24 protein-coding genes are annotated in these 24,498 nt (G+C 65.2%); 10 read left to right on the top strand and 14 right to left on the bottom strand.

The genetic code is table 11. The annotated features are described in order from the left end of the window. Positions 1-72: 72 nt before the first annotated feature. The 11 genes from ACREE8_RS12360 to ACREE8_RS12310 all read right to left on the bottom strand — a co-directional run bounded on the left by ACREE8_RS12360 (position 73) and on the right by ACREE8_RS12310 (position 9,187). Complete coding sequence (locus tag ACREE8_RS12360; protein ID WP_431573305.1) at positions 73-519, bottom strand: hypothetical protein; 447 nt, start codon at positions 517-519, stop codon at positions 73-75. Next, positions 512-2,119 (bottom strand): phosphoenolpyruvate--protein phosphotransferase, encoded by a 1,608-nt coding sequence (ptsP, locus tag ACREE8_RS12355; RefSeq protein ID WP_431573304.1) that lies wholly within the window; start codon positions 2,117-2,119, stop codon positions 512-514. The genes ACREE8_RS12360 and ptsP overlap by 8 nt, the downstream gene beginning before the upstream one ends. Beyond that, positions 2,103-2,411: an HPr family phosphocarrier protein gene (locus ACREE8_RS12350; RefSeq protein WP_431573303.1), complete on the bottom strand. Its 309-nt coding sequence runs from the start codon at positions 2,409-2,411 to the stop codon at positions 2,103-2,105. Before ACREE8_RS12350 ends, ptsP begins: the two co-directional genes overlap by 17 nt. Next, positions 2,408-2,818, bottom strand: coding sequence for a dihydroxyacetone kinase phosphoryl donor subunit DhaM (gene dhaM, locus ACREE8_RS12345; protein ID WP_431573302.1), 411 nt, complete (start codon positions 2,816-2,818; stop codon positions 2,408-2,410). Before dhaM ends, ACREE8_RS12350 begins: the two co-directional genes overlap by 4 nt. Continuing rightward, entirely contained in the window at positions 2,815-3,447 is a 633-nt protein-coding gene (gene dhaL / locus ACREE8_RS12340) for a dihydroxyacetone kinase subunit DhaL (protein WP_431573301.1), read from the bottom strand. The genes dhaM and dhaL overlap by 4 nt, the downstream gene beginning before the upstream one ends. Then, on the bottom strand, positions 3,437-4,498 hold the full coding sequence (locus ACREE8_RS12335; protein WP_431573300.1) for an ABC transporter ATP-binding protein: 1,062 nt from the start codon (positions 4,496-4,498) through the stop codon (positions 3,437-3,439). The genes dhaL and ACREE8_RS12335 overlap by 11 nt, the downstream gene beginning before the upstream one ends. Beyond that, positions 4,491-5,609 carry an ABC transporter ATP-binding protein gene (locus ACREE8_RS12330; protein WP_431573299.1) on the bottom strand — a complete coding sequence of 373 codons (1,119 nt, stop codon included), beginning with the start codon at positions 5,607-5,609 and terminating at the stop codon, positions 4,491-4,493. Before ACREE8_RS12330 ends, ACREE8_RS12335 begins: the two co-directional genes overlap by 8 nt. Before the next feature lie 4 nt (positions 5,610-5,613). Continuing rightward, entirely contained in the window at positions 5,614-5,814 is a 201-nt protein-coding gene (locus ACREE8_RS12325; protein WP_431573298.1) for a hypothetical protein, read from the bottom strand. Beyond that, positions 5,811-6,767 carry a carbohydrate ABC transporter permease gene (locus ACREE8_RS12320; protein ID WP_431573297.1) on the bottom strand — a complete coding sequence of 319 codons (957 nt, stop codon included), beginning with the start codon at positions 6,765-6,767 and terminating at the stop codon, positions 5,811-5,813. Before ACREE8_RS12320 ends, ACREE8_RS12325 begins: the two co-directional genes overlap by 4 nt. Then, a complete protein-coding gene (locus ACREE8_RS12315; RefSeq protein ID WP_431573296.1) occupies positions 6,764-7,744 on the bottom strand; it encodes a carbohydrate ABC transporter permease in 981 nt (326 codons plus the stop codon). Before ACREE8_RS12315 ends, ACREE8_RS12320 begins: the two co-directional genes overlap by 4 nt. 105 nt (positions 7,745-7,849) lie before the next feature. Beyond that, positions 7,850-9,187, bottom strand: a complete 1,338-nt coding sequence (locus ACREE8_RS12310; protein WP_431573295.1) for an ABC transporter substrate-binding protein — start codon at positions 9,185-9,187, stop codon at positions 7,850-7,852. A gap of 809 nt (positions 9,188-9,996) precedes the next feature. On the opposite strand from ACREE8_RS12310, the gene ACREE8_RS12305 reads away from it, so the two are divergent. Then, positions 9,997-12,267: a mechanosensitive ion channel domain-containing protein gene (locus ACREE8_RS12305; protein ID WP_431573294.1), complete on the top strand. Its 2,271-nt coding sequence runs from the start codon at positions 9,997-9,999 to the stop codon at positions 12,265-12,267. A 118-nt stretch (positions 12,268-12,385) separates the two neighbouring features. Here ACREE8_RS12305 and ACREE8_RS12300 read toward each other — a convergent pair whose 3' ends face one another. Further along, on the bottom strand, positions 12,386-12,571 hold the full coding sequence (locus ACREE8_RS12300) for a hypothetical protein (protein ID WP_431573293.1): 186 nt from the start codon (positions 12,569-12,571) through the stop codon (positions 12,386-12,388). A 232-nt stretch (positions 12,572-12,803) separates the two neighbouring features. Here ACREE8_RS12300 and ACREE8_RS12295 point away from each other — a divergent pair, with 232 nt between their 5' ends. The 5 genes from ACREE8_RS12295 to pstB all read left to right on the top strand — a co-directional run bounded on the left by ACREE8_RS12295 (position 12,804) and on the right by pstB (position 17,340). Continuing rightward, a complete protein-coding gene (locus ACREE8_RS12295) occupies positions 12,804-13,025 on the top strand; it encodes a hypothetical protein (protein ID WP_431573292.1) in 222 nt (73 codons plus the stop codon). Between the two features lie 543 nt (positions 13,026-13,568). Next, positions 13,569-14,627 (top strand): phosphate ABC transporter substrate-binding protein PstS, encoded by a 1,059-nt coding sequence (gene pstS / locus ACREE8_RS12290; RefSeq protein WP_431573291.1) that lies wholly within the window; start codon positions 13,569-13,571, stop codon positions 14,625-14,627. 106 nt (positions 14,628-14,733) lie between these two features. After that, on the top strand, positions 14,734-15,729 hold the full coding sequence (gene pstC, locus ACREE8_RS12285) for a phosphate ABC transporter permease subunit PstC (RefSeq protein ID WP_431573290.1): 996 nt from the start codon (positions 14,734-14,736) through the stop codon (positions 15,727-15,729). Positions 15,730-15,732: 3 nt separating this feature from the next. Further along, entirely contained in the window at positions 15,733-16,572 is an 840-nt protein-coding gene (gene pstA / locus ACREE8_RS12280; RefSeq protein ID WP_431573289.1) for a phosphate ABC transporter permease PstA, read from the top strand. A gap of 3 nt (positions 16,573-16,575) precedes the next feature. Next, positions 16,576-17,340, top strand: a complete 765-nt coding sequence (gene pstB / locus ACREE8_RS12275; RefSeq protein ID WP_431573288.1) for a phosphate ABC transporter ATP-binding protein PstB — start codon at positions 16,576-16,578, stop codon at positions 17,338-17,340. Positions 17,341-17,374: 34 nt separating this feature from the next. Here the strand turns inward: pstB and ACREE8_RS12270 are convergent, their stop codons facing one another. Continuing rightward, positions 17,375-18,706 (bottom strand): patatin-like phospholipase family protein, encoded by a 1,332-nt coding sequence (locus ACREE8_RS12270; protein ID WP_431573287.1) that lies wholly within the window; start codon positions 18,704-18,706, stop codon positions 17,375-17,377. Between the two features lie 191 nt (positions 18,707-18,897). Here ACREE8_RS12270 and ACREE8_RS12265 point away from each other — a divergent pair, with 191 nt between their 5' ends. The 4 genes from ACREE8_RS12265 (at position 18,898) to ACREE8_RS12250 (ending at position 23,137) form a co-directional block, all read left to right on the top strand. Next, entirely contained in the window at positions 18,898-20,103 is a 1,206-nt protein-coding gene (locus tag ACREE8_RS12265; RefSeq protein ID WP_431573286.1) for a Bcr/CflA family multidrug efflux MFS transporter, read from the top strand. Between the two features lie 454 nt (positions 20,104-20,557). Continuing rightward, positions 20,558-20,755, top strand: a complete 198-nt coding sequence (locus ACREE8_RS12260; RefSeq protein ID WP_431573285.1) for a hypothetical protein — start codon at positions 20,558-20,560, stop codon at positions 20,753-20,755. A 137-nt stretch (positions 20,756-20,892) separates the two neighbouring features. Next, positions 20,893-22,038 carry a C45 family autoproteolytic acyltransferase/hydolase gene (locus tag ACREE8_RS12255; protein WP_431573284.1) on the top strand — a complete coding sequence of 382 codons (1,146 nt, stop codon included), beginning with the start codon at positions 20,893-20,895 and terminating at the stop codon, positions 22,036-22,038. 16 nt (positions 22,039-22,054) lie between these two features. Next, positions 22,055-23,137 carry an NAD(P)/FAD-dependent oxidoreductase gene (locus tag ACREE8_RS12250; RefSeq protein WP_431573283.1) on the top strand — a complete coding sequence of 361 codons (1,083 nt, stop codon included), beginning with the start codon at positions 22,055-22,057 and terminating at the stop codon, positions 23,135-23,137. Here ACREE8_RS12250 and ACREE8_RS12245 read toward each other — a convergent pair. Beyond that, the gene (locus tag ACREE8_RS12245) at positions 23,134-24,297 is read right to left on the bottom strand and encodes a trans-sulfuration enzyme family protein (RefSeq protein ID WP_431573282.1); all 1,164 of its coding nucleotides are present in this window, start codon (positions 24,295-24,297) and stop codon (positions 23,134-23,136) included. The two genes, ACREE8_RS12250 and ACREE8_RS12245, sit on opposite strands and share 4 nt — an antisense overlap. Between the last annotated feature and the right edge of the window lie 201 nt (positions 24,298-24,498).

Raw genomic sequence — 24,498 nt, 5'->3', positions numbered from 1 at the left:
CTCCCCCTCACCCTACCCTCTCCCCCTCCTGAAGACAGGAGGGGGAGAGGAAGGATTCTTTCGCAGCGGTCCCTATCCCCGCTTCTGCCCCAGCTTCGCAATCTGCTTGGCGAACTGCTTGACGATTTCGTCGACCGCCTCGTCGAACTTGGCGTCGCCGCTGCTGGGCAGCTCGATCTCGATCTTTCTCGCTCCCGACGCCTTGCGCGCGGGTGTCGCCTTCTCGGCCGTCTGGTTCGGGTGGGCTTCGGTGTAGGCCGCGAGGAAGGTCTTCCGCTCGACCGGCGAGAAATGGCAGATGCGGAAGATGGTCTCGAGATGGCGCGCGGGGATCGGGATCGAATAGGCCGGGTTGGTGATCTGCGAAACGAAACTGCGATGCTTGCCCATCGCGCGCGCGATCTGGAGGCGCATGCCGGACGGACGGCGGTCGAGATATTCCTGCAGCAGCCGCTTATAGGAAGCGACCAGCTCTTCGCGTGCCGGCGGGGTCCGGTTGTTGCGCTGATCGTCAGCCATAGGCGGAGATCTGCGCCTTGGCGCGAGCGAGACGGGCGGGCGCCACCGAGACGGCGCGCAGACCCGTGTCAAGCAGCGCCGGGAGGTATCTCGGATCCGAGGCCATGTCGCCGCAGAGGCTGACCTCACGGCCCACCAGCTTGCCATGCTGCGCGACGCGATGGATGAGCTCGAGCACGCCCGGCTCCAGCGGATCGTAGAGATCGCGGACGGACTCGCAGTCGCGACCCGCCGCCGTCACGTATTGCACCAGGTCGTTGCTGCCGATCGAGAAGAAGTCGGCATCGAAGGCGGCGATATTGAGGGCCGCCGCCGGCACCTCGACCATCATGCCGAGCTTGGGCATGCCGGCTGGAATGCCTTCCGCCAACAGCTCCGAGACCACCTTCCGGAGCAGGATCCGCGTCGCTTCCAGTTCCTGGGGCCGCGTCACCATGGGCAGCATCACCTTGAGATCGCCTTCGACCGCGGCGCGCGCCAGGGCCCGAAGCTGGACCCGGAACACATCGGGGCGCGCCAGCGACAGCCGCAGGCCGCGCAAGCCCAAGAATGGGTTCGATTCGCCGTCGGGAGTCAACCCCGGGATCGGCTTGTCGCCGCCGGCATCGAGCGTGCGGATCGTGACCGGCCGGCCTTTCGCCCATAGCAGCAGCGCCTTGTAGGCGCCGAACTGGCGCCCCTCGCCCGGCAGGCCGCCCTCGCCGGAGAACATGAACTCGGTGCGGGTCAGCCCCACGCCATCGCAGTTCTCCGGATCGACCGCGGGCAAGGCATGCGGATCGTCCACATTGATATAGGTGAGGACCCGCTCTCCCGCCCGGGTCATGGCCGGCTTGCCGAGATGGGTCGCCTGCAGCTTGGCTTCCGCCTCGCGCTCCGCGGCACGGCGCTGATAGCGCACACGGGTCTCGGCCGAAGGATCCTGGATCAGCTGACCGGCCTCGGCATCGAGGATCGCCTCGGCGCCGTCGACCAGCATGGATTCGTTGGCGGCCAGCCCCACCAACAGCGGCACGCCTCGCGCCCGCGCCAGGATCGCCACATGGCTGGCGCTGCTGCCCCTGACCACGGCACCGCCGCGATAGCTCTCCCAATCGAGCTCGAGGAAACGCGAGGGCGCGAGATCGGCGCCGACATAGATGGCGCCCGCCTCGGCCTCCGCATCGTCATCCCCGCCGCCCGCCAATTGCTCCGCGACACGGTCGCGAAGGTCCGCCATGTCGAGCGCGCGAGCCCGGAAATATTCGTCTTCGGCAACCTGATAGTCGGCCACCTGGGCATCCATCATCTGCTGCCAGGCGACCGCAGCCGCCTCGCCCGCGGCGATGCGCTGACGCACAGGATCCAGCAGCTCGTCATCGGCCAGCAGCGCCGCCTGGAACTCGAGGATGGCCGCCGCCTCTTCCTCGGCGCGTCCGATCAGCCGTTCCAGTTGCGAGGCCGCGGCGAGGCAGGCGGCGTCGAGCCGCGCACTCTCCTGCTCGGGCGTTCCCTTGGCGATTGCCGTGAGAGTCCGCATGCGCCGCAGCGCGATACGGCCGATGGCCAATCCCTCGGACGCAACCTGGGCCGGGAAGGTCCGTTCAGGCCGCGTGCTCATCGAAATCACGCTCGACGAGGCCGACCAGCGCTTCCAGCGCCTGGCCGGCATCGGGTCCATCGGCCCTGAAGAAGATGGTCGTGCCCATGCGGAGCTTGAGGCCCATCACCCGCACGATGCTCTTGGCATCGACCCAATCCTCCGCCCCTTCGCCCCGCACCCGGATATCGGCCTCGAAGCTCTTGGCGAGCTTGGTCAGCTTCACCGACGGCCGCGCATGAAGACCCACCTGGTGGGTGATGAGGATCGAGCGTTCGGTGGCGTCAGGCATCGTGGTTCTCGAGATCGTCATCGGGGCGAAAGTTCTTCGGCGGTGGCGCGAACGGCCTGCAGATTGCCGCCGCCCGCGGCCTCGGTCGCGGCCATCACCGCGCCTTCGACGATTGGCGCATTGCAGACCACGACCTTGTCGCGGCGATCCTCGGGCAGCATCTCGATCGCCATCTCGCTGTTGCTTTCAGCACCGCCGAGATCGACCAGGATCGCGACCCCTTTGGGCGACCAGGCCTTGTCGATGGCGGCCAGGATCGAGGCCACGTCGGTGCCGAGCCCGCCGGCCGGATTGCCGCCGCTGAAGGCCATGGGAATCTCGTTGCCGACCATCTGGCGCACCATGTCGATGGTGCCCTTGGCGACCTCGTGGGAGTGCGACACCACCACGATGCCCACCCGATCGGTCATGCTTTCCGCGCGTTTCATGTTCTCAAGGACTCCGCGACCGCGTCGCATACCGCATGGATCAACAACTGGCTCGAGCGGGCGCCCGGATCGAGATGGCCGATCGACCGGTCGCCCAGGAAGGAAGCCCGGCCTTTGGTGGCCTTCATCGGCTTGGTGCGTTCGAGCGCGGCATCGGCCGCGGCGCGCAGGCTCGCCATCGTTTCCGCCGCCGGCGCATGGTGCGACAGCTTGCCGGCAAGCGTCTCGCTGACCGGCACCAGCACATCCAGCATCGTCTTCTCGCCGACATCCGACTTGCCGCGCTTCTTCACCGCGGCGATGCCTTCGTTCAGCATCGTCTGGACCTGCGCGCCTTGCGTCGGATCGCCCGCGACCGCCTTGCCCATCGCCATCAGCAGGCTGCCGAAGAGCGGCCCCGAGGCACCGCCGACCTTCATGACCAGGGTCATGCCGGCCTTCTGCAGCGCATCGCCCAGCGGCAGCGCCTTGATCTCGGCGGCTTCCGCGATGGCATCGAAGCCACGCTTCATATTGATGCCGTGATCGCCGTCGCCGATCGCTTGATCGAGGCCGGTCAGTTCGTCGGCATGGTCGCGGATCGCCGTCACCGCGGCATCGACCAGACGGCCGGTCAGCTCATGTGCCATGGCGCAGCTCTCCCCGGTCGGGTCGTTCGCTGCGCGCTGCCCAAGGCAGGCGCCGGCCTTCGCGATCGAAGAACAAAGTGGTGCCGGGGATGACGCGCACGGTGGTGTTGTCCTGCGGGCGCAGCATCGGGCCCGGGCCCGCCAGCGCATGGACGCGCGAGCCCGCCACCTCGAGCAGGATCACGGTCTCGGCCCCCAGCGGCTCGACCGTCAGGACCCGACCCGCCACCCCACCCGCACCAATGACCACGTCCTCAGGCCGAACGCCGATGGTGGCGGCACCGGCCGGTCCGTCCATGATGCCGAGCGACCCCACCGGAAGCTCGTTGATCTGCGGCGAGCCGAGGCGGTTGGCGACATAGAGGCTGTCGGGCTCGGCATAGATCTGGCGCGGCGTGCCGATCTGCACGAGGGCCCCCTCGCGCAGCACCCCGATCCGGTCGGCCATGGTCATGGCTTCGACCTGGTCGTGGGTCACATAGAGGATGGTGGCGCCGAGATCGAGCTGGATGCGCTTCATCTCGATCCGCAGGTCGGCGCGCAGCTTGGCGTCCAGCGAGGAGAGCGGCTCGTCCATCAGGAACACCGCCGGCTCGCGCACCAGCGCGCGCCCGATCGCGACGCGCTGCATCTCGCCACCGGAAAGATGAGTCGCCTTGTTCTTCAGCTTGGGCTCGATCCGCAACAGGGTCGCAACCTCCCGCACCCGTTGCTCGACTTGAGATTCGGGCAAGCGGCGCAAGGGCGAACGCAAGGGGAAAGCCAGATTGTCGAAGACGGTGTAATGCGGATAGAGCGAGAATTGCTGGAACACCATGGCGACATCTCGCGCCGCCGGCTCGAGTTTCGTCACGTCGATTCCAGCGATCGAGATCGAGCCGACCTCGGCCCGCTCCAGTCCCGACACCAGCCGCAAGGTCGTGGTCTTGCCGGCACCGGTCGGCCCCAGCAGCACCACGAACTCACTGTCGGCGATCGTCAACGAAAGGTCGCGGACAGCGGTGACGGGCCCGAACTTCTTGGTCACCTGGTTGAGAACGACCTCAGCCATGGGCCGCCCTCCGACTCGCAATCGGGGCACCGTTCATGAGATCGCTCGCCAGCGCGCGTTCGGTGCGTCCATCGAACAGGACCAGCGCCTCGCTCCGGAAATCGATCCCCACCGTGTCGCCCACTTTCGCCTTGCCGGTATTGGCCGCCCTCACCTTGATACGACCGACCGACGTATCCACCGTGACCAATTGGCGCGCACCGAGATATTCGACGCCGAAGACCCGGCCGCGGAACGCAGCCGCGTCCACCAGATCCAGATGTTCGGGTCTCGCCCCCAACATCCCGCGATCATGCGGCAGAGGCTCATGCAACTTCGGGATCGACACGCTGGTGCCGTTCACCGCGACCGTCTGTGCGCCCGCGGCCACCGGCCCGGAGACGGGCAGGAAGTTCATGGCCGGGCTGCCGATGAAGCCGGCGACGAACATGGTGGCCGGGCATTGATAGACCTCGTTGGGCGGCCCCGCCTGCAGGATCTCGCCCTTGTCCATGACCGCGATCTGGTCGGCCATCGACATGGCCTCGATCTGGTCATGGGTGACATAGACGGTGGTGGCCCCGATCCGGTCATGGAGCTGGCGCAGCTCCTCGCGCATCAGGTCGCGGAATTCCGCGTCGAGCGTGCCCAGGGGCTCATCCATCAGGAAGGCCTTGGGCCGGCGGATGATGGCACGGCCGAGCGCCACGCGCTGGCGGTCTCCGCCCGCAAGCCGCCCGACCGGCGACTTCAGCAAATGCTCGATGCGCAGGAGCCTCGCCACCTCGGCCACCTGCTTCTTGACCTCGGCTCGCGGCGTTCCCTCGCTTTTGAGCGGAAAGGCCAGGTTCTGTCCCACATTCATATGGGGATAGAGAGCGAAGAGCTGGAACACGAAGGCGATGTCGCGTTTCGAAGCGCGCAGGAAGGTGACATCCTCGCCGTCGAGCAGAATCTTGCCGGAGGTCGGGATCTCCAGGCCGGCGATCATCCGAAGGGTCGTGGTCTTGCCGCAGCCCGAAGGACCCAGCAGCACGAAGAAATCGCCATAGCGGACAGTCAGGTTGGAATCGCGCACGGCCACGAAGTCGCCGAAGCGCCGATGCAGGTTTTCGATGCGGATCTCGGCCATCTTCCTACTCCGGGAAATGGCTGACGATCACGAACATGAGCGTACCCACGAGGATGATCGAGAAGGAATAGGTGAAGAGCACAAGGGCCAACGGCTGCATCAGCATGATCACGCCGGCCGCGATCAGGCAGCAGGCGAGGTTCTCGAGCGGACCCCGCTTGAGCCAACGACGCCAGCCCGGTTTCTCGACGGTCTGCATCGTCATTTGCGCACCGCGCCGAAGGTGATGCCGCGCAGCAGATGCTTGCGCAGGATGATGGTGAAGAAGACGATCGGCAGCAGGAACAAGGTCGTTCCGGCGCCCACCGCGGGCCAGTCGAGCCCGCCCTCGCCGATGATGGTCGGGATGAAAGGCGGTGCGGTCTGCGCCGTGCCGCTGGTGAGCAGCAGGGCAAAGGCATATTCGTTCCAGGAGAAGATCAGGCAGAAGATCGCCGTGGCGGCGATTCCGGTCACCGCCTGCGGCAGCACCGCCATGCGGAAGGCCTGGAAGCGCGTATAGCCGTCGATCATCGCCGCCTCCTCATATTCGGGCGGGATCTCGTCGATGAAGCCCTTCAGAAGCCAGACCGCGAGGCTGATATTCACGGCCGTATAGAGAATGATCAGCCCCAGATGGGTGTCGCTCAAACCCAGCACGCGATACATCAGATAGATCGGAATCGCGACCGCGATCGGCGGCATCATGCGGGTCGAGAGGATGAAGAACAGCAGATCGTCCTTGATCGGCACCTTGAAGCGCGAGAACCCATAGGCTGCGAGCGTGCCGAGGAAGACCGCGAGGAAGGTCGAGCCGAAGCCGACGATCAACGAGTTGATATAGCGCCCGCCGATCGGCGACGGCCCCGCGATCACCATGTTGCGGGTGCGCACCAGCGCGTCATACCAGGTCTCCGGCGGCGGCAGGCTCTGCATATACTCCGGCGTCTGGCGCGTGCGGGTGGTGAAGAGGTTCACATAGCCCTCGAGCGAGGGCGAGAAGAACACCTTGGGCGGATAGGCGATCGCGTCGGGCGGCGTCTTGAAGCCGGTCATGACGATCCAGAGCAGCGGGATCGACGCCACCAGCGCATAGAGGATGACCAGCCCGCCGGACAGCCATTTGGTCCGGGCCGTCGGTTCGAGAACCGTGCGGGCGCTGTCGGAAGCGGCGCTCATCGCTGCTTCACCTTGTTGAGGATCTTCACATAGATGTTCGCGGCACCGAACACGGTCACGAACAGGATGATGGCGAAGGCCGAGCTGTAGCCCGTGCGCCAGTTCTCGAAGGCCTCGCGCTTGAGATTGATCGAGGCGAGTTCCGTGGCCGAGCCTGGGCCGCCCGAGGTCAGGTCGACCACCATGTCGAACATCTTGAAGTTCTCGATGGCGCGGAACAGCACCGCCAGCATCAGGAAGGGCAGCACCATCGGCACGGTGATGTGCCAGAACTGGCGCCATTGCGAGGCGCGATCGATCTCTGCCGCCTCATAGATATAGTCGGGAATGGAGCGCAGCCCCGCGAGGCAGATCAGCATCACGTAGGGCGTCCACATCCAGGTATCGACCAGCACGATCGCCCAGGGCGCCAGATCGACATCGCCGATCATGGTGAAGCTGTCCGGTTCGATGCCGGCGAAGAAGGCGATGATGTAGTTGAAGATGCCGGCCTGGGGTTGGAACAGATAGGTCCAGAAGTAACCGACCACGGCGGGCGACAGCATCATCGGCAACAGAATGACGGTGGTCCAGGTCGCATGACCCTTGAAGCGTTTGTTGATCAGCAGCGCCAGGCCGAAGCCCAGCAGCACCTGGAGCGCGATCGAGAAGACGACGAAATGGGCGGTTGCCTGCAGATAGCCCCAGATGTCGTCGCTGCCGAGGATCTGCTCGTAATTGCGCAAGCCCACCCATTTGACGGGAACGCCGGGCTTGTTGGCGCGATAGTTGGTGAAGCTCAGATAGATCGCCCAGATCAACGGGAAGATGTTGATCGCCAGCAGCAGCAGGATCGTCGGCGAGATGAAGAGCCAGGCGATCGACCGGTCGCTCAACCCTTTCAGCTTGCCGCCGATAGCCGGGGCGGACCGGGCCCGCCTGGGTCGCTCCGCTTGAGCGACGCCGCCAGAGGGCGCGATGTTGGTCGCGTCGGTCATGTAAGGACGTATCCCGTAGAAATCCGCTTGTCGTGCAGCCGTCCGCCGCCGGGCCCGGCCGGCGCCCTTTCGGACGCAGGCCGGATTCCGGCTTGAGACGTGATGCTATTCGGTCAGCTTGCCGTCGTCGATGAAGACCTGCTTCCAGTCGGCGACCAGCTTGTCGAGGGCTTCCTGCGCCGTGCCCTTGTCGGCCACGACATAGTCATGCACGCGCTTCTGCATCGCCTGGAGGAGCTCGGCGTAAGTCGGCTCCTGCCAGAAGTCCTGGACATGGCTCATCGCCTTCAGGAAGTCCGCCGCGAACGGTGCCGACTGCGGGAAATCAGGCGCCTCGAGCACCGCCTTGGCGCAGGAATAGCCGCCCAGTTTCCACCACTTCTTCTGCACGTCGGGCTGAGCGAACCACTTCAGATATTCGAGGGCCAGATCCTTCTTGTCGGAATAGCTGACCACCGAGATGCCCTGGCCGCCGAGCGTGGAGGCCTCGACCTTCTCCATCGGATTGACGAAGAAGCCCGACTTGTCGCCGCCGACATCCGGATCCTTGGCGATGCCGGGGAAGAAGGCGAACCAGTTCATCTGCATCGCCACCTGGCCCGACTTGTAGGCGTCGAGATTGGCGGTCATGTAGGCGTCGGAGTGACCCGGCGGGACGCAGCACTTATAGAGCGACTTGTAGAACTCGAGCGCCTTCACGGCGTCCGGGCTGTTGACGAACCCGTCCATGTGATAGGGCTTGTTGGGGTCCTGATACTGGAAGCCCCAGGCATAGAGCGCCGCGGTCACGCCCATGGTGATGCCCTCGGAGCCGCGCTCCGTGTAGATCGCCATGCCGTAGACCTTCTTGCCGTCGATCTCCCGACCCTGGAAGAACTCGCCGACCTGCTTGAGCTCGTCCCAGGTCTTGGGCGGGCCCAGGTCGCGGCCATACTTCGCCTTGAACTCGGCCTGAAGCTCCGGCCGTGCGAACCAGTCCTTGCGGTAGACCCAGCCGAGCGCATCGCCCATCGCCGGCAAAGCCCAGTAGTTCGGCGTTCCCTTGGGCCAGGTCGAGTAGCCATAGACCGCGGCCGGCAGGAAGTCGTCCATCTTGATGCCGTTCTTGTCGAAGAAGTCGTTGAGCTTGACATAGTGGCCGTAGGTGGCGGCGCCACCGATCCACTGGCTGTCACCGATCAACAGGTCGCAGAGCTTTCCCTTCGAGTTCAGTTCGTTCAGGAAGCGATCGGCAAAATGCTCCCACGGCACGAATTCGAATTTCATCTGAATGCCGGTCTTGGTCGTGAAGTCCTTCGACAACTCGACCAGCGCGTTGGCCGGATCCCAAGCCGCCCAGCAGAGCGTGATCTGCTTGTCTTCGGCTTGAGCGTTGCCGACTCCGATGCCCGCGAGGCCCGCCGCCAGAGCTGCGGCCGCCAGGCATGTTTTCCACAATCGCATTGAGCGATCCTCCCCAGTTGTGAGACGGCCCGGCTTCTTAAGAGTCCGGGCCCGACACAGTTTCGCGATCCGCACGATCTTTTTCTTGTTCGGGCCTCGTCGTCGATCCGAGGACGGTCGCTGAGAACCCGCTGCTCTCATGTTGAGCTCAGTGGACCTATACTCAACTAAACTAAACATGCGTCAAGCCAGCCGTCTCGCGAGTGCGAAGTCGCGCCGCAACATGACAGGGAATGTCTGTCAGACGGGAAACGAGCAGATCGAAGAATCCCTGCGGCGCAACAACTATTCTGATTCCGATCGCGACGCGAAGAGTAGGACTCTAGCCCGCCGGAGCCGCCGGCGAGTGTGCTTCGCAACCAAGGATTGAGGCAGCGTTGTTTACATATTTCATCGAAATCCAGGAGCCTCGGCAGAGGAAAAGGGGATTTAGGATTTTATTCTTGCCCCCTGCTCGCCCGGGCTTCCGGCGCCGCGCCGCGACGGAATTGCCCGTCTCCGGAAAAGTTGCGTCTCCGCAACCCGAAAAGAATTGGAACCCCCGACAAATGCTGGCGTTTTGCCACGGTACGGCCACGGTTTCCGGTTTCATTACGCGTGGCGCCCATGGCAAGCAGCGGCTAGACTCCCTCTCACCTGCCCGACATGACATCGCTTTGAAAGACACCGGGCCTGCCCGGACTGCCGCTGGATCCGTTTTGTTTTCTGTATTGGAGACGATGTTGGTGAACTGTCTGCGAGGCCTCCTGGTCGCGGCGACCGGCCGCGACAACCCATTGCCCTTTCTTTCTGGGCGATCGCCGCAGCGATTGGCCGGTCTCGCACTCGCCCTGGCCCTGCTGGCCCTGCCGCTGGCCCAGGCGCAGGCGGCCGACACAGGCAGTGCGACGACCAGCGGCGGCAGCTCGACCGACACGTCCACGGCGACCACCACGACAACGACGACCACGCCCGAATCCGGAGCCACCGACAGCGCGGTCTCGCGGACCGACATCGACCATCTGATCCAGATCCTCCAAGACGACAAGGCGCGCGGCCAGCTGATCGAGGGCTTGCGCGCGGCGGCCGGCGAGGAACCGGCCGCCAAGACGGAAGCCACGATACCCGAACGCCCGGCGACCCGTTTCCTGGTGTCGCTGGGCGAGGCGGTCACCGGCGTCGGCCGGGCGATCGCGCAGGCCGGCGACTTCGTGCGCGACTTCCCGCGCTTCTATCGCTGGGCGCAGCATCGTCTCTCGGATCCCGACACGCGCGAGCAATTGATGCTCGAGGTCGGGCAGGTGGTGGTGATCCTGGCCGTCGGCGGCGTGGTCGAGTTCGGATTGCCCCTGCTCTACCTCGCCTGGCGCCGCCGGCTCGAGCGGCAGACGCCGGCGACGATCTGGCGTCGGATCCCCTTGGCGCTGGGATTCACGCTGCTGCGGCTGCTGCCGATCATCGGTTTCTGGATCGCTTCCATGGCGATGGTGGCGGCGTTCCGTCCCGATCCCCTCGCGACATTGATCGCGGTCGCGATCGTCAATGCGCATGTCGTCACCGCGATCCTGAGCCTCACCCCCTTCTTCCTGCTGGCACCGACGGCGCCCGGGCTCCGGCTCGTGAAAATGCCGAACCGCTCGGCGCGCGATATTTACGGCACGATCAGCACCATCATCGGCGTCGCGGCCTTCGGCTATTTCGCAGCGATCGCAATGGGCGCCGCCGGCCTGCCGCCGCATATCTACGAGTTCCTGCTCGACCTTCTCGGCGTGGTGGTCGCCGGCCTCCTTGCCCTACGCGTCTGGCAATGCCGGCCGCGCACCGACCGGCAGGAGCCCGTGGCGGAACCCCAGACCGCGGTCGAGCGCAGCCGCAGCTGGATCGAGAGCATCTGGCATTGGCCGGTGCTGGCCTATATCGCGTTCGCGCTCCTGGTCTGGCTGACGCGCGGCGGCGACGGCATCCTGTTCCTGGCCCGCGCCACCGCGACCACCGCCTTCATCGCCGCCGTCATTGCCGTCATTATGCTGGGCGTTCGCCACCTCCGGAGCCGGCTCGAAGTCCGCACCGGCCGGATCCACCAGCGCAATGCCTCCTTCGGCGGCCGGGTCAAACTCTATGTGCATGCCATCATCTGGCTGATCCTGGCCGCGGTTACGGTGATCGCCGTCCTCGCCGTGGCCGAAACCTGGAGCGTGCCGATCATGGTCTGGCTCGCCACGGTCGGCGGCGAAAGGATCATCGGCAGCCTGATCTCGATCGCGATCATCACCGCGGTCGGGCTGGTGCTGTGGGAGCTGCTCAATTTCGGCATGGAGCGGCTGGTCCGGCCGGACGATCACACCCTCGAGGGCATGCGACGCGCCGCCCGGCTGCGCACCCTGCTACCCCTGTTCCGGCAGGTGAGCCTCGCGGTGTTGGCCCTCTTCGTCGTGCTGATCAGCCTCTCGGAGATCGGGATCGACATCGGGCCCCTGATCGCCGGCGCCGGCGTGGTCGGTATCGCCGTCGGCTTCGGCGCCCAGGCCATGGTCAAGGACATGCTGGGCGGCGTCTCGGCCCTGATCGAGGACACGATGGCTGTCGGCGATGTGGTCGCGGCCGGCGGCAAGAGCGGCGTCGTGGAACTGATGACCTTGCGCTCGATCCGGCTGCGGGACTTCGACGGGACCCTGCATACGGTTCCCTTCAGCGACATCACCATCGTCAGCAACTCGACCAAGGATTTCGCCTTCGCCGTCTTCCGCGTGAACGTGGCCTACAATGCCGACATCGCCGAGGTGCAGGCCATCATCCAGCGGATCGTGAAGAAGCTTCGCGAGGAACCCGAATTCAAAGCCCGAATCTGGGACGATGTGGAGATGCTGGGCGTCGACAGCTTCGGCGATCTCGCCGTCACCGTGCTGGCGCGCGTAAAGGTGGCGCCCGGCATGCAATGGGCGGTGACCCGCCGGTTCCAGGGTCTGCTCAAGGAGGAGTTCGATCGCGAGCGGATCGACATGCGCTCCCCCGCCCGCAGCATCTCCCTGCCGCCGCCGACGGTGACGACCGCGCCGGCAGAGACCACGCCAAACGAAGACGAGGCCCAGACATCCGCATGACGGCGGATGTCGCAGGGCCTCGTCGATCATGCAAGGGCATCCTGAGGCTGCCGGCCGGCAACTCCGGGAAGGCGGCAAACTCTCAGGCGGGAAAGGACGCTGGCGGCCGGAGCCTTCGCTACAAGACCGCGCCGGCACCGAGCATCGGGAGCACGCGGACGAGAATGGCGCCGAGGCAGACCAGCACGATCAGGATCTTGAGCAGATTGCCGAGACGGCCGTCGCGCACGAAACGGTCGACGACCCAGAAGAAGATCGCGCCAATGACAATGATGATCAGAATGTTGATGGCAAGCAAAACCATGAAACCCTCCTTGAGCGACGCTCGTTCCTGCAATGCCCGCAGCCTCGATTGAGGTCGCGGTGGAACCGCGCCAACCCCGTCAAACGCAGGCGGGGCTTGCCAGGTTCCCAGGAACCGAGCCCGACGGGCAGAGAACCTGCCTTCAAGAGATCCAGGCCTTCCGACATGCCTGATATAACACGCCATGCCGTACCGCGGTTAATCATGATTCGATTCCAAGGAGATATCACCCATGAACGGATCGCGACTCGTCGCCATTGTTCTGATCGCCGCCGGCGTTCTCGCCCTTGCCTATGGCGGATTCACCTACACCAAGAAAACCCATGAGGCGCAGATCGGGACCCTCGAGCTGTCCGTCCAGGAAAAGGAGACCGTGGACATTCCGATGTGGGCAGGCGTCGCGGCCATCGTCGGTGGGGCGGCGCTGCTGCTCCTGGGTGCACGCAAGAGCTGAAGGTTACCTCAGGCACGCGCCAGGGTAGCGGCGATCTCTCGCTCGATCGCGGCGCGTGCTCATGACCCTCGGTGGCGAGCAGCGCGGGAAATTTCTGTCAGCCCTGTCTGTCGCCGGGTCGACTGAATCCGAACGGGACGCGGTCCCGCCCCTGTGACATGGCCTTCGACCTCCGAGCGATCCCCGACATAAGCGGTGATGCAGAGGCAGGGGGCATGGGACACCCTGCCCTCGCCTCGACGACCGCCCCCCGCGATTCGAAATACGCCTGCCCGCAGGCAGGCAAACGCGGGCGCAAGGGCGAAGCCAACCCCTCTCTCGTTGCAGAAAATTCATATTGGGCGCCGGATCAGCGATCCCTTTGCGCGGGCGGCTTCTCCAGGCTTCCTGCCGCAGCAGCAGGCGCTGTCATATAACTTTCATCCAACTTCAATAAATTAAAACGGCTTCTTGGCGTCAGGTTCGGCCCGCCAGGTCGCGACGGGGGCGAATGGGTTCTTGGTGCTCGCGGCAGATGGCATCTCAACAAATGAGAGGGTTCCCATGAACTTGTCTGTAAAAGCCATTCGGCTTCTGGCGGCCGGCGTTGCGGCAGCCGGCTTCGTCACCGCAGCCTCGGCGGCCGAGATCTCCGGCGCCGGCGCGACCTTCCCTTATCCGATCTATGCCAAGTGGGCCGATGCCTACAAGCAGATCAGCGGCAACAGCCTGAACTACCAGTCGATCGGCTCGGGCGGCGGCATCAAGCAGATCACCGCCAACACGGTCACCTTCGGCGCCTCGGACAAGCCGCTGACGCCCGAAGAGCTCGACAAGGCGGGGCTGGCCCAGTTCCCGACCGTGATGGGCGGCGTGGTGCCGGTGGTGAATCTGGAAGGCGTCAATCCAGGCGACCTGGTGCTCGACGGCCCGACGCTCGCGGACATCTTCCTCGGCAAGATCACCAAATGGGACGACGCGGCGATCAAGAAGCTGAATCCGAGCCTGACGCTCCCCTCCCAGGCGATCGCCATCGTGCATCGCTCGGACGGATCGGGCACCTCCTTCATCTTCACCAACTATCTCTCGAAGATGAGCAAGGAATGGGCTGACTCGGTCGGTTCGAACACGGCGGTCCAGTGGCCGACCGGCATCGGCGCCAAGGGCAATGAAGGCGTCGCCGCGAACGTCGGCCAGACCGGCGGTTCGATCGGCTATGTCGAATACGCCTACGCCAAGCAGAACAAGCTGACCTTCACGAAGATGGTCAACCACGAGGGGCAGACTGTCGCCCCGACAGCCGACGCCTTCACGGCGGCGGCGGCCGGAGCCGATTGGGGCAGCGCCAAGGGCTTCTACATGATCCTGACGGATCAGGCCGGCGCCCAGAGCTGGCCGATCACAGCGGCGACCTTCATCCTGATGCAGCGCCGCCCGACCGACCAGGCCGCCTCGATCGAAGCCCTCAAATTCTTCGATTGGGCCTATGCCAATGGCGATCAGATGGCCGCGGACCTCGACTATATCCCGATGCCCGACGCCGTCGTGAAGCTGATCCACGCCTATTGGAAGGAAAGCATCAAGGGCTCGACCGGCACGGCGATCTATAGCGGCAGCATGTAAGACGGCTGTCATCGAAGAGTGCCATCGGTTCTTTAAGTGCCGCGCAGGCGGTGAGGAGGCTCCGAGAAGCCCCCTCACCGCTTGCTAAATTTGGGGATCAGCCTGCATGTCCGAAGCCGCCATGCCCGAATACAGCGCCGCTCCTCCGATGGACACAAGCCGCCTCGCGGCAGCGCGCCGTTTCTCCCGCAAGGATCATTTCTTCCATCGCCTGACCCAGGCATCGGCACTCGCCGTTCTGGGCATTCTCGTCGGCGTCATGGTGTCGTTGCTCATCGGCGCAGCGCCCGCGCTCGGAACCTTCGGCTTCAGCTTCCTCTGGACCGAATCCTGGAACCCTGTCACGGAGAAGTTCGGTGCCCTGGCGCCGATCTATGGCACGCTGGTCACCTCGGCGATCGCCATGCTCATCGCGGTCCCGATCGGCATCGGCATCGCGACCTTCCTGACCGAACTCTGCCCGCCCATTCTGCGCCGCCCCGTGGGCATCGCGATCGAACTCTTGGCCGGTGTGCCCAGCATCATCTACGGCATCTGGGGCCTGTTCGTGTTGGCGCCGATCCTGCAGCGCACCGTCCAGCCCTGGCTGATCGAGGTTTTCGGTCAGGTCCCCGTGCTCAGTTCCATCTTTGCCGGACCGCCCTACGGCATCGGCGTTCTCACCGCCGGACTAATCCTGGCGATCATGGTGCTGCCCTTCATCACGTCGGTGACACGCGACGTCTTCGACGCCGTGCCGCCGATGCTCAAGGAATCGGCGTATGGCCTCGGCTGCACCCGGCGCGAGGTGATGTGGAAGGTCGTGCTGCCCTATGCGCGCGTCGGCGTCACCGGCGGCATCATGCTGGCGCTGGGCCGCGCGCTCGGCGAGACCATGGCGGTCACTTTCGTCATCGGCAATGCGCATCGCATCAGCGCCTCGATCCTGGCTCCGGGCACGACGATCTCGGCCTCGATCGCCAATGAGTTCACCGAGGCGGTCGAGGACATCTACACCTCGTCCCTGATCTCCCTCGGCCTGATCCTCTTCATCATCACCTTCATCGTGCTGGCCCTGGCGCGCTACATGCTGCTGCGCATCGAACGCAAGACGGGAGGCTGAGTCATGGACGCAAAGATCTACGGCGTCCGGCGCATCCGGAACCATATTTTCCTGACCTCCTGCTTCGTCGCCACGGCGATCGGATTGACCTGCCTCGCCGTGATCCTCATCACACTGGTGGTGCATGGCGTCAGCGGCCTCAACCTCGCGGTCTTCACCGAGAGCACACCACCGCCAGGGTCCGCCGGCGGGCTCCAGAATGCGATCCTCGGCAGTCTGGTGATGACGACCCTGGCCGTGATCTTCGGCACGCCCCTGGGGATCATGGCCGGCACCTATCTCGCCGAATATGGCCGCCACGCCAAGCTCTCGGTCGTCATCCGCTTCATCAACGACATCCTCCTGAGCGCGCCCTCGATCGTGGTCGGCCTGTTCGTCTATGAGGTGATCGTGACGACCATGGGCCATTTCTCGGCCTGGGCCGGTGCCGTGGCGCTCGCCATCATCGTCATCCCGGTGGTGGTCCGCACCACCGAGGACATGCTGCGGCTGATCCCCGATCCCCTGCGCGAGGCCGCATCGGCGGTCGGTGCCCCGCGCTGGACCATGATTTCCCAGGTCGCCTACAAGGCGGCCCAGTCCGGCATCATCACCGGCATCCTCCTGGCCGTGGCGCGCATCAGCGGCGAGACCGCGCCCCTCCTCTTCACAGCGCTCAACAACCAGTTCTGGAGCAACAACTTCAATTCGCCGATGGCGAGCCTGCCGGTCACCATTTTCCAGTTCGCCATGAGCCCTTATGAGGAATGGCAGCAACTGGCCTGGACCGGCGCGCTGCTCATCACCTTCGCGGTGCTGGCGCTCAGCATCGGCGCGCGCATATTGGGATCGAAACGGAGATAACACATGGCCGCAACCGCGGTGAAGGTAGCCGTCAACAACCTGTCCTTCTATTACGCCAACTCGAAGGCGCTGAAGAGCATCAATCTCTCGATCCATGAGCGCGAAGTGACGGCCTTCATCGGGCCCTCCGGCTGCGGCAAGTCGACCCTGCTGCGCGTCCTCAACCGGATCTACGAGATGTATCCCAAGCAGCGCGCCGAGGGCGAAGTGCTGCTCGACGGGAAGAACATCCTGGACGGCGCCCAGGACATCAATCTCCTGCGCGCGCGCGTCGGCATGGTGTTCCAGAAGCCCACGCCCTTCCCGATGACGGTCTATGACAATGTCGCCTTCGGAATCCGCCTCTATGAGCGCTTGCCCAAGTCGGAGCTGGACGGGCGGGTCGAGCATGCGCTGCGCCATGCCGCCATCTGGGACGAGGTCAAGGACAAGCTCCATGCCAGCGGCCTGGGGCTCTCGGGCGGTCAGCAGCAGCGCCTCTGCATCGCCCGCACCGTCGCGACCAAGCCCGAGGTCATCCTGCTGGACGAGCCCTGCTCCGCGCTCGACCCCATCTCGACCGCGAAGATCGAGGAGCTGATCGAGCAGCTCAAAAACGAATACACGATCGCGATCGTGACCCACAATCTGCAGCAGGCCTCGCGCGTCTCCCAATACACGGCCTTCATGTTCCTGGGCGAGCTGATCGAGTTCGGCGAGACCGAGAAGGTCTTCACCAAGCCGAAACAGAAGAAGACCGAGGAATACATCACCGGCCGCTTCGGCTGAGGACAAGGTCGAGGCCGTCGGCTTCGCGCGACGGCTAAGGCTCGAGGCTCGCCCGGAACGCGGCCAGCTCCGGCGAGTTCTTGACTTCCGTGGCGCCGACTTCGACCAACTGGTCCACATCCGCATCGGGGATCGTCAGGCCGGTCGGAATGGCCGCGAGCCGCGCCCGCAGGGCGGGATCGGCGATCTCCTGCAGCGAGAGATGGATGAAATAGCCCTCGACATCCTCGCAAGGGTGGCCGTCGATCACGGCCCCCTCCTCGCAACGCACCTGGCGAATGGCCTTGACCATTTCCTGAAGCTGCAATTGCGCCAGCATCGAGGTTTCGAAGTTGTAGCTGTCGATCTGGGTGCCGGACACGGCGCTGAAGATCTGGCCGATGCTGCTCACCGTCCGTTGCGTGGGCCAGCTGGTATCGCGGCTGGCCTGTCCGTCGACGCTGACGAGAAGGACACGGCGCGCCTTGTCCAGACCGGCAAAGCGGATCCGCTCGGGATCGTCCGCATAAGCGAGGATGCTGTTGATGAACCCGCGCATCGCCAGATTGTCGGCGATGCCGCCATCCATCAGGTGGATGTATTTGGTGTTCTTGCCGTCGAGATAGAGGCGGGCGAACTGCGCCAGATAATGCTCCCGCGAATTCGCGCTCTTGGCCTCGCCGCGCGTGACCCAGCCCGGGACCCAGCCATTGCAATCCTCGGCATGGTTCTCGAGCGTGATCGGCGTGAACAGGACGGGGAAGCCGTTGGAGGCCGCGACCGCGCGCGCGACCGGGAAGCTGCTCAGATCGGAGCAGATCAGGTCGAACTGGTCCTGAACGAACGGGAACACCGTGCCGAAATTCACGTCGGTGGCATCGATCGAGATCAGCGGGCGACCGAGCTTGATCAGGTCGGCATAGGTCGCGCCATGGAACATGAGCTGGTCGTAGATTTTTTCCATCTGGTCGTTCGTCCCGTAGAGCGGGTTGAACCACCATTCCCAGTTCCAGGGCAGCAGATACATGCCGTAGATGTAGCTCTCGAGATCGACGCGCAGGAAATCCTTCTCGAAATCGGTGAAGATCTTGTCGCGATAGAGCCCGTAATAGGCGGCCGGGAAGCTGCCGCCCGAAACGGCCGACATCGAATCGACCTCGTCGAGCAGCCGGCGCTCGCGCCCGCCGATCTTGATCGTCAGATCGCGCAGGCCGGTCAAGGCGCCATAGCCGAAGGCCGCCGATCGCTTGCCGCCGCCGGAAAAGGCCAGCGCCACGAACAGCTCGGGCGAATTGTCGGTGGGCGGCAAGGCACCGAAACGATAGCCCTTGCTCAGGTCGGGTCCGGCGGTCGCGACATCGGCCTTCGCCGGCAGCGATCGGTTCATGGGAACCGTCGTGCAGCCCGCCAAGAGCAGAACAAGGCCGACCAGGACGAAGCGCATGGCGCCCGATTATGCGCAAGCCCGCGCGATATCGAAATGGACCTTTTGGAGGCCGGCCGGGGGGCGCCCCCTGCTTCCTTGCAGCGACGGGAGCCGGCCGTTAGGGTCGCGGTCCCGTCGCCGAAATGTCATCCATGAGCCCGCGCCGCACCTCCCATCTCGAACTCGTCATCATCCTCGGCGCGCTGACCGCCTTCGCGCCGCTGGCGATCGACATGTATCTGCCGGCGCTGCCGACGCTCGAGCGCGCCTTCCTGGCGACGACGGCCGAAGTGCAGCGAACGCTGGCGACCTTCTTCCTGGGCTTCGCCCTGGGCCAGGCCCTCTATGGCCCGGTCGCCGACCGGTTCGGCCGCAAGCCGCCGCTCTATGCCGGGCTGGTGCTGTTCGGCCTGGCCTCGATGGCCTGCGCGCTGGCGCAGTCGGTCGAGGCCCTGTCCGCCCTGCGCTTCCTCCAGGCCATCGGCGCCTGCTCCGGGGCTGTCGTCGCCCGGGCCATGGTGCGCGACCTGTTCGAGCCGCAAGAGACCGCGCGGATTTATTCGGCCCTCATGCTGGTGATGGGCGTGGCGCCCATCCTGGCCCCGCTGCTCGGCGGCTATCTCCTGGTCTGGTTCGGCTGGCAGGCGATCTTCTGGCTGCTGGCGGCGCTGGCCCTCGCCTCGATCGCAGCGGTGGCCCTCCGGCTGCCCGAAACGCACGACCCCAAGACCGCTCATTCGCTGTCGCTCGGCCCCGTGCTGGCGCGTTATGCAGCACTTCTGCGGCACCGGCATTTCGTGGGCTATGCGCTCTCGGGCGGCATGAACGCGGCAGGCATGTTCGCCTATATCGCCGGCTCGCCCTTCGTCTTCATCGAGCTCTATCACGTGGCGCCCGAGCATTTCGGCTGGATCTTCGGCACCAATGCCGCGGGCCTCATCTTCGCCTCGCAGGTCAATGGCCGCGTCGTGCATCGCTACGGCGCCGACAGGATCCTGCGCTTCGGCAATCTGCTGCAGACGATCGCCGCCTTGGCGCTGGTCGCCACCGCAGCGACGGGATGGGGCGGCATTCTCGGCATCGTGATTCCGCTCTTCGTCTATGTCGGTTGCGTGGGTCTCGTCAGTCCGAATGCGATCGCGCTCGCCATGGCGCCGCAAGGGGCACAGGCCGGCAGCGCGTCGGCCCTGGTGGGAACGCTGCAATTCTCGGTGGCCGCGATCGCCGCCACTGCGGTCGGCGCCATTCATCGGGAGAGCGCGCTGCCGATGGCGATCATCATCGCGATCTGCGGCACGCTGGGCTTGCTGTTGCATCGCTGGCTGGTCGGCGGATTGTCGTCGCGCGCCAGCGTCTAGATCGAGATCTCGACGGTCGGCGCGAAGACCCGGTCGACGGGCCGCGAACGAAAGTCTCGGTGCCAAACTGTGGTTCCGGGTTGCGGCCCCCGGCAGAAATTCTTGCGGCTGTGGCCCGCTTGCATCACTCGCCCCGGTGCTGTCTCCCGGGGCCTTTGGGGCGCTTTGTAAAGGCGACGAAACGAAGGCGAATCTGCCCGACTCTACAAATTCTTTGCCCCATTTCTTGTTGGACCGCGTTAAGCACGCCCCCGCTCGCATCTGGGCTTGGAATCGGGCGAATCCCGGCTCGCGCGGACGGCGGTAAGATCGCGTTAAGCCTGTTCGTTCAGGGAATCCTGTGGATAACTACAATCGATTCATTTCTTCTTAAAAATGACGGCGCAAATGTGGTTTCACGGCGCAGGTAAGTGTCGTTATGGCCCCGCACGATCCAGGTAGGATGGAGGAAACCATGTCGCTCTCGAAACGCTCCCTCGAAACACTGCTCGACCTCGTCGAGATCAAGCTCAGCTGCATCGAAGTGTTCGACCGCGAAGACCAGCGTGAACGTCATTCGCTGGAAGCCGCCCGCAAGGAATTGACCGCCCTGATCCCGCAGCGCAATGCGGCGAAGAGCACGGTCCGTTCCGAGATGAGCGCGCAACACTAAGACCACCCACATTGCCTGCCCGAGCCTTCTCGGGCGTCCTGTCAGGCCCGCCGGCAACGCTTGCCGGCGGCCCCACGGCCCGCTTACTCTGCCTCCCTGCACCGGTCCGGTGCGGTGAGCAATGAGGATCGTGGGCCATGGCAACACTTGCCGTCGCTGAAATCGGCGGGTCTCCGCGCGAGCGGGGACGCCAGCATGGGCGCCAGCTCAAGGCCCTGGTGCGCGAGCGCGACCGGCGCTGGCGGGCCGAGATCGAATCCTTCATGGCCATGCCCTCGGACCGGTTCATCGGCCAGTTCCTGGCCGAGACCCAGTTCGTCGCCGCGATCGAACGCCATGCGCCCGACCTCCTCGACGAAGTTCGTGGCATCGCCGAAGGCGCCGACCTGCCCTATGACGCCGTCCTCGCCGCCCAGTTCATGGACGAGGAGTGGTGGTATTCCGTGGGGCTGAAGCGGCGCCAGGCGAACGAGACCCCGCATCACTGCAGCGCCGTCGCCAGCCTCCGGCCGGGCGGCGCCTTGCTGGCGCAGAACATGGACCTGGCGCGCTGGAGCGATGGGCTCCAGGCGATGCTGCTGATCCGCGACGTGGCGCCGGGCATCGACGCCGCCCTGCTGACCATGGCCGGCATGATCGGGCTCTGCGGCGTCAACAGCGCCGGCCTCGGCTTCACGGTCAACACACTGGGCGATCTCGAGAGCGCCACCGACGGCGTTCCCGTGGCCTTCATCAGCCGGATCCTGCTGGCGCAATCCAACTATGACGAGGCCAGCCGTGTCCTGCGCCAGGTCCGTCATGCGTCGGGGCAGAATTACGTGCTGTCCGACGGCCGCCAGCTCGGCGATTTCGAATGTTCGGGCGACCATGCGATTACCTTCGCGCCGTCGGGCGCCTCCCCGGGCTGCATCTGGCACACCAATCACGCGCTGGCGAACCCCAATCGCGGGAAGCCGTCGGAATCGGAAGAGTCAAAGCGCGCGCGGCACAATTCGCGCCAGCGCATGAGCGCGCTCGAACGCCGCCTTCAGGGGCGTGCCGGTCCCTTCAATGAGGCGGCCGTACGCGATGCGCTCACCTCGCAGGACGACCCCGACAATCCGGTCTCGATCACCACCGAGAATGCCGACCGGCGCAAGAGCGGCTTCTTCACTTTCGCGAGCGTGATGTGGGACATCGGATCGGAAATCACGGCGCATGTGGCTCCGGGCGCTCCGTCGGCATTCGAGCATCAGACCTTCCACCTCGCCCGCCGCGCACCCACACGCGCCGTCGCGGAGTGAAATGCCTTAAGGCGACATGAGGGCCACGAAACCCAGGACGATCGTGGTGGGAGCCGGAATCGTTGGCGCTTCCATTGCCTATCACCTGGCACGCGCTGGTGCGCCCGTCATGCTGGTCGACAAGAGCCAGCCCGCGAGCGCAGTGACCCGCAAGGCCTTTGCCTGGATCAATGTCTCGCACGGCGTGCCGAAGCCCTACGCAGAGCTTCGCCTGCTTGCGATCCAGGAATATCGCAGGCTGGAACAGGAGCTCGATCATGCCCTCCAGGTGGATTGGTGCGGCGCCCTGACTTGGAATCGCGATCTTGCCGAGACCGAGCGCCTGGCCCGCGAGCATGCGGCGGCGGGCTATGATGTCCGGCTGATCGAGCGGGACCAGATCGCGCTATTGGAGCCGAATCTTGTGGAGCCGCCAAACTGCGCGGTCCATGCACCCAGCGAAGGCGCGGTCGATCCGGTCGCTGCCACCGAAGTCCTCGTCGATGCCGCCCGGCAAGCCGGTGCCGATGTCCGGCTTGGGACGGAGGTGATCGCCCTCACCGCGAATGGTCGAGGGATCACGGGCATCCGCACGCGCGATGAGGCCGTAGGTGCCGACGCCGTTGTCATGGCGGCAGGCACGGACGCTCGCTTGCTCTGTCAGCCGCTCGGCCTGGATCTGCCCATCGACCCCTCGCCGGCCTTGTTGCTGCGGTTCAAGACGCCCGGCCCTTTGGTCAACGGGATCATCTCAAGCTCCGATATGGAGATCAGGCAGGCCTCCGATCATTGTCTTCTTGCCGCCGACGACTATATCGACGAATCGCCTGACAATGGCCCCGATGCCATTGCGGGCCGTGCGCTCGCTGCCGTGAAGAAACGTCTGCGGGGAGCGGCGGGCATCGAATTGGAAAGCGTCAGCGTCGGTGTGCGGCCCATTCCCGCCGATGGCTGCCCGATCGTCGGCTTCAGTCCTCGGATCCAAGGACTCTACATTGCCGTGATGCATGCCGGCGTCACCATGGCGCCGGCGATCGGCCGTCTCGCCACAACCGAGATCCTCGATGGCGCTCGTGTGAAGCTGCTCGAATCCTGCCGCCTCGAGCGGTTCGCGACTTAAACCGCCCGCAGCGCCTGCTCCATGTCCTCGATCAGGTCGCCCGTGTCTTCGAGGCCGACCGACAGCCGCAGCAGGTCCTTCTGTACCGGACTACTCGGCCCTTCGACCGAGGCACGATGCTCGAGCAGGCTCTCCGTCCCGCCGAGCGAGGTCGCGCGCACCCAGAGCTGGCAGCGTGCGGCCACCTTCAAGGCGCCTTCGGCGCCGCCCTTGACCCGCAGCGACAGCATCGCGCCATAGCCGCCATCCATCTGCCGCTGGGCCACGGCATGGCCGGGATGACGCTCGAGGCCGGGATAGAGCACTTCGACCAGCTTCGCATGGCCGTCGAAATGGCGCGCGATCGTCAGGGCTGAGGACGAGGCGTGACGCACACGCACGAACAAGGTGCGCATGCCGCGCAGCAGGAGCCAGGCTTCGAAAGCACCGAGCACGGCGCCACCGCTGCCGCGCACCGCCAGGATACGCTGCCAAAGCTCGTCCTGGCGCGCCGTCACCAGCGCACCCGCCAGCAGATCGGTATGACCGTTGAGATATTTGGTCGCCGAATGCATCACGATGTCGGCGCCGAGCGCCAGGGGCTTGGTCAGGACCGGCGTCGGCACCGTGTTGTCGACCGCCAACCGCGCGCCCGCCCGCTTGGCGATGGCGGCGACGCCCGCGATGTCGGTGACGCCCCAGTCCGGATTGGCCGGCGTCTCGATCCAGATCAGCCGCGTGCGTCCCGGCTGCACCGCCGACGCCACCGCCTCCAGGACGGTGGTGTCCACCAGATCGACCGCGAGGCCCCAGCGTCTTCCTTCGCCGGTCAGCCAGTCGCGCAGGCCCCAATACATCGAGCGGGGCGCCACCACATGGTCGCCGGGCGACAGCGCCTGGAACAGCGTGACGGCCGAGGCCATGCCGGAAGCGAAGAGCGCCGCCGCCTCGCCGCCCTCCAACGCCGCCAGCAGAATCTCCGGCTGCTCCAGCGTCGGATTGTTGGGTCGCGCGTAGGAGCGCCCGCCGATCAGCTCATAGCTCTCGTCGCGCGCATAGGTGGTGGCGTTATGGATCGGCGGCACGACCGCGCCGGTCTCGGCATCGATCCAGCCCAATCCTTGCGCCGCGATGGTGGCAGGGTTGAGGTTCGTCCGGGGCGAGTGATGTTTCTTGCTCATGGGACGCCATCCTAGCGCCGAACGAACGCGGGCGTCACGCGGCCACCACGCCCTCTCCTCTTTCCTGTCATCCTCGGACCGGCTCCTCTTTCCTGTCATCCTCGGACCGGCCGAAGGCCGGATCCGGGGATCCAGTCTCGCCGGCCCCTGGATTGCCGGGTCAAGCCCGGCAAGGACAGAAAAGGAAGCAGCGCGTCCGTC

Origin of the sequence: Hypericibacter sp. (assembly GCF_050729195.1) — a bacterium.
Lineage (GTDB): Bacteria > Pseudomonadota > Alphaproteobacteria > Dongiales > Dongiaceae > Hypericibacter.
Note: the sequence above shows the minus strand (reverse complement) of the source record. Positions and strands in the feature narration are given on the sequence as shown.

Bases quoted from the DNA above. Each gene is read 5' to 3' on its own strand.
- ACREE8_RS12360 (WP_431573305.1), bottom strand. From the start codon at position 519: ATGGCTGACGATCAGCGCAACAACCGGACCCCGCCGGCACGCGAAGAG.
- ptsP (WP_431573304.1), bottom strand. From the start codon at position 2,119: ATGAGCACGCGGCCTGAACGGACCTTCCCGGCCCAGGTTGCGTCCGAG.
- ACREE8_RS12350 (WP_431573303.1), bottom strand. From the start codon at position 2,411: ATGACGATCTCGAGAACCACGATGCCTGACGCCACCGAACGCTCGATC.
- dhaM (WP_431573302.1), bottom strand. From the start codon at position 2,818: ATGAAACGCGCGGAAAGCATGACCGATCGGGTGGGCATCGTGGTGGTG.
- dhaL (WP_431573301.1), bottom strand. From the start codon at position 3,447: ATGGCACATGAGCTGACCGGCCGTCTGGTCGATGCCGCGGTGACGGCG.
- ACREE8_RS12335 (WP_431573300.1), bottom strand. From the start codon at position 4,498: ATGGCTGAGGTCGTTCTCAACCAGGTGACCAAGAAGTTCGGGCCCGTC.
- ACREE8_RS12330 (WP_431573299.1), bottom strand. From the start codon at position 5,609: ATGGCCGAGATCCGCATCGAAAACCTGCATCGGCGCTTCGGCGACTTC.
- ACREE8_RS12325 (WP_431573298.1), bottom strand. From the start codon at position 5,814: ATGACGATGCAGACCGTCGAGAAACCGGGCTGGCGTCGTTGGCTCAAG.
- ACREE8_RS12320 (WP_431573297.1), bottom strand. From the start codon at position 6,767: ATGAGCGCCGCTTCCGACAGCGCCCGCACGGTTCTCGAACCGACGGCC.
- ACREE8_RS12315 (WP_431573296.1), bottom strand. From the start codon at position 7,744: ATGACCGACGCGACCAACATCGCGCCCTCTGGCGGCGTCGCTCAAGCG.
- ACREE8_RS12310 (WP_431573295.1), bottom strand. From the start codon at position 9,187: ATGCGATTGTGGAAAACATGCCTGGCGGCCGCAGCTCTGGCGGCGGGC.
- ACREE8_RS12300 (WP_431573293.1), bottom strand. From the start codon at position 12,571: ATGGTTTTGCTTGCCATCAACATTCTGATCATCATTGTCATTGGCGCG.
- ACREE8_RS12295 (WP_431573292.1), top strand. From the start codon at position 12,804: ATGAACGGATCGCGACTCGTCGCCATTGTTCTGATCGCCGCCGGCGTT.
- pstS (WP_431573291.1), top strand. From the start codon at position 13,569: ATGAACTTGTCTGTAAAAGCCATTCGGCTTCTGGCGGCCGGCGTTGCG.
- pstC (WP_431573290.1), top strand. From the start codon at position 14,734: ATGTCCGAAGCCGCCATGCCCGAATACAGCGCCGCTCCTCCGATGGAC.
- pstA (WP_431573289.1), top strand. From the start codon at position 15,733: ATGGACGCAAAGATCTACGGCGTCCGGCGCATCCGGAACCATATTTTC.
- pstB (WP_431573288.1), top strand. From the start codon at position 16,576: ATGGCCGCAACCGCGGTGAAGGTAGCCGTCAACAACCTGTCCTTCTAT.
- ACREE8_RS12270 (WP_431573287.1), bottom strand. From the start codon at position 18,706: ATGAACCGATCGCTGCCGGCGAAGGCCGATGTCGCGACCGCCGGACCC.
- ACREE8_RS12265 (WP_431573286.1), top strand. From the start codon at position 18,898: ATGAGCCCGCGCCGCACCTCCCATCTCGAACTCGTCATCATCCTCGGC.
- ACREE8_RS12260 (WP_431573285.1), top strand. From the start codon at position 20,558: ATGTCGCTCTCGAAACGCTCCCTCGAAACACTGCTCGACCTCGTCGAG.
- ACREE8_RS12255 (WP_431573284.1), top strand. From the start codon at position 20,893: ATGGCAACACTTGCCGTCGCTGAAATCGGCGGGTCTCCGCGCGAGCGG.
- ACREE8_RS12250 (WP_431573283.1), top strand. From the start codon at position 22,055: ATGAGGGCCACGAAACCCAGGACGATCGTGGTGGGAGCCGGAATCGTT.
- ACREE8_RS12245 (WP_431573282.1), bottom strand. From the start codon at position 24,297: ATGAGCAAGAAACATCACTCGCCCCGGACGAACCTCAACCCTGCCACC.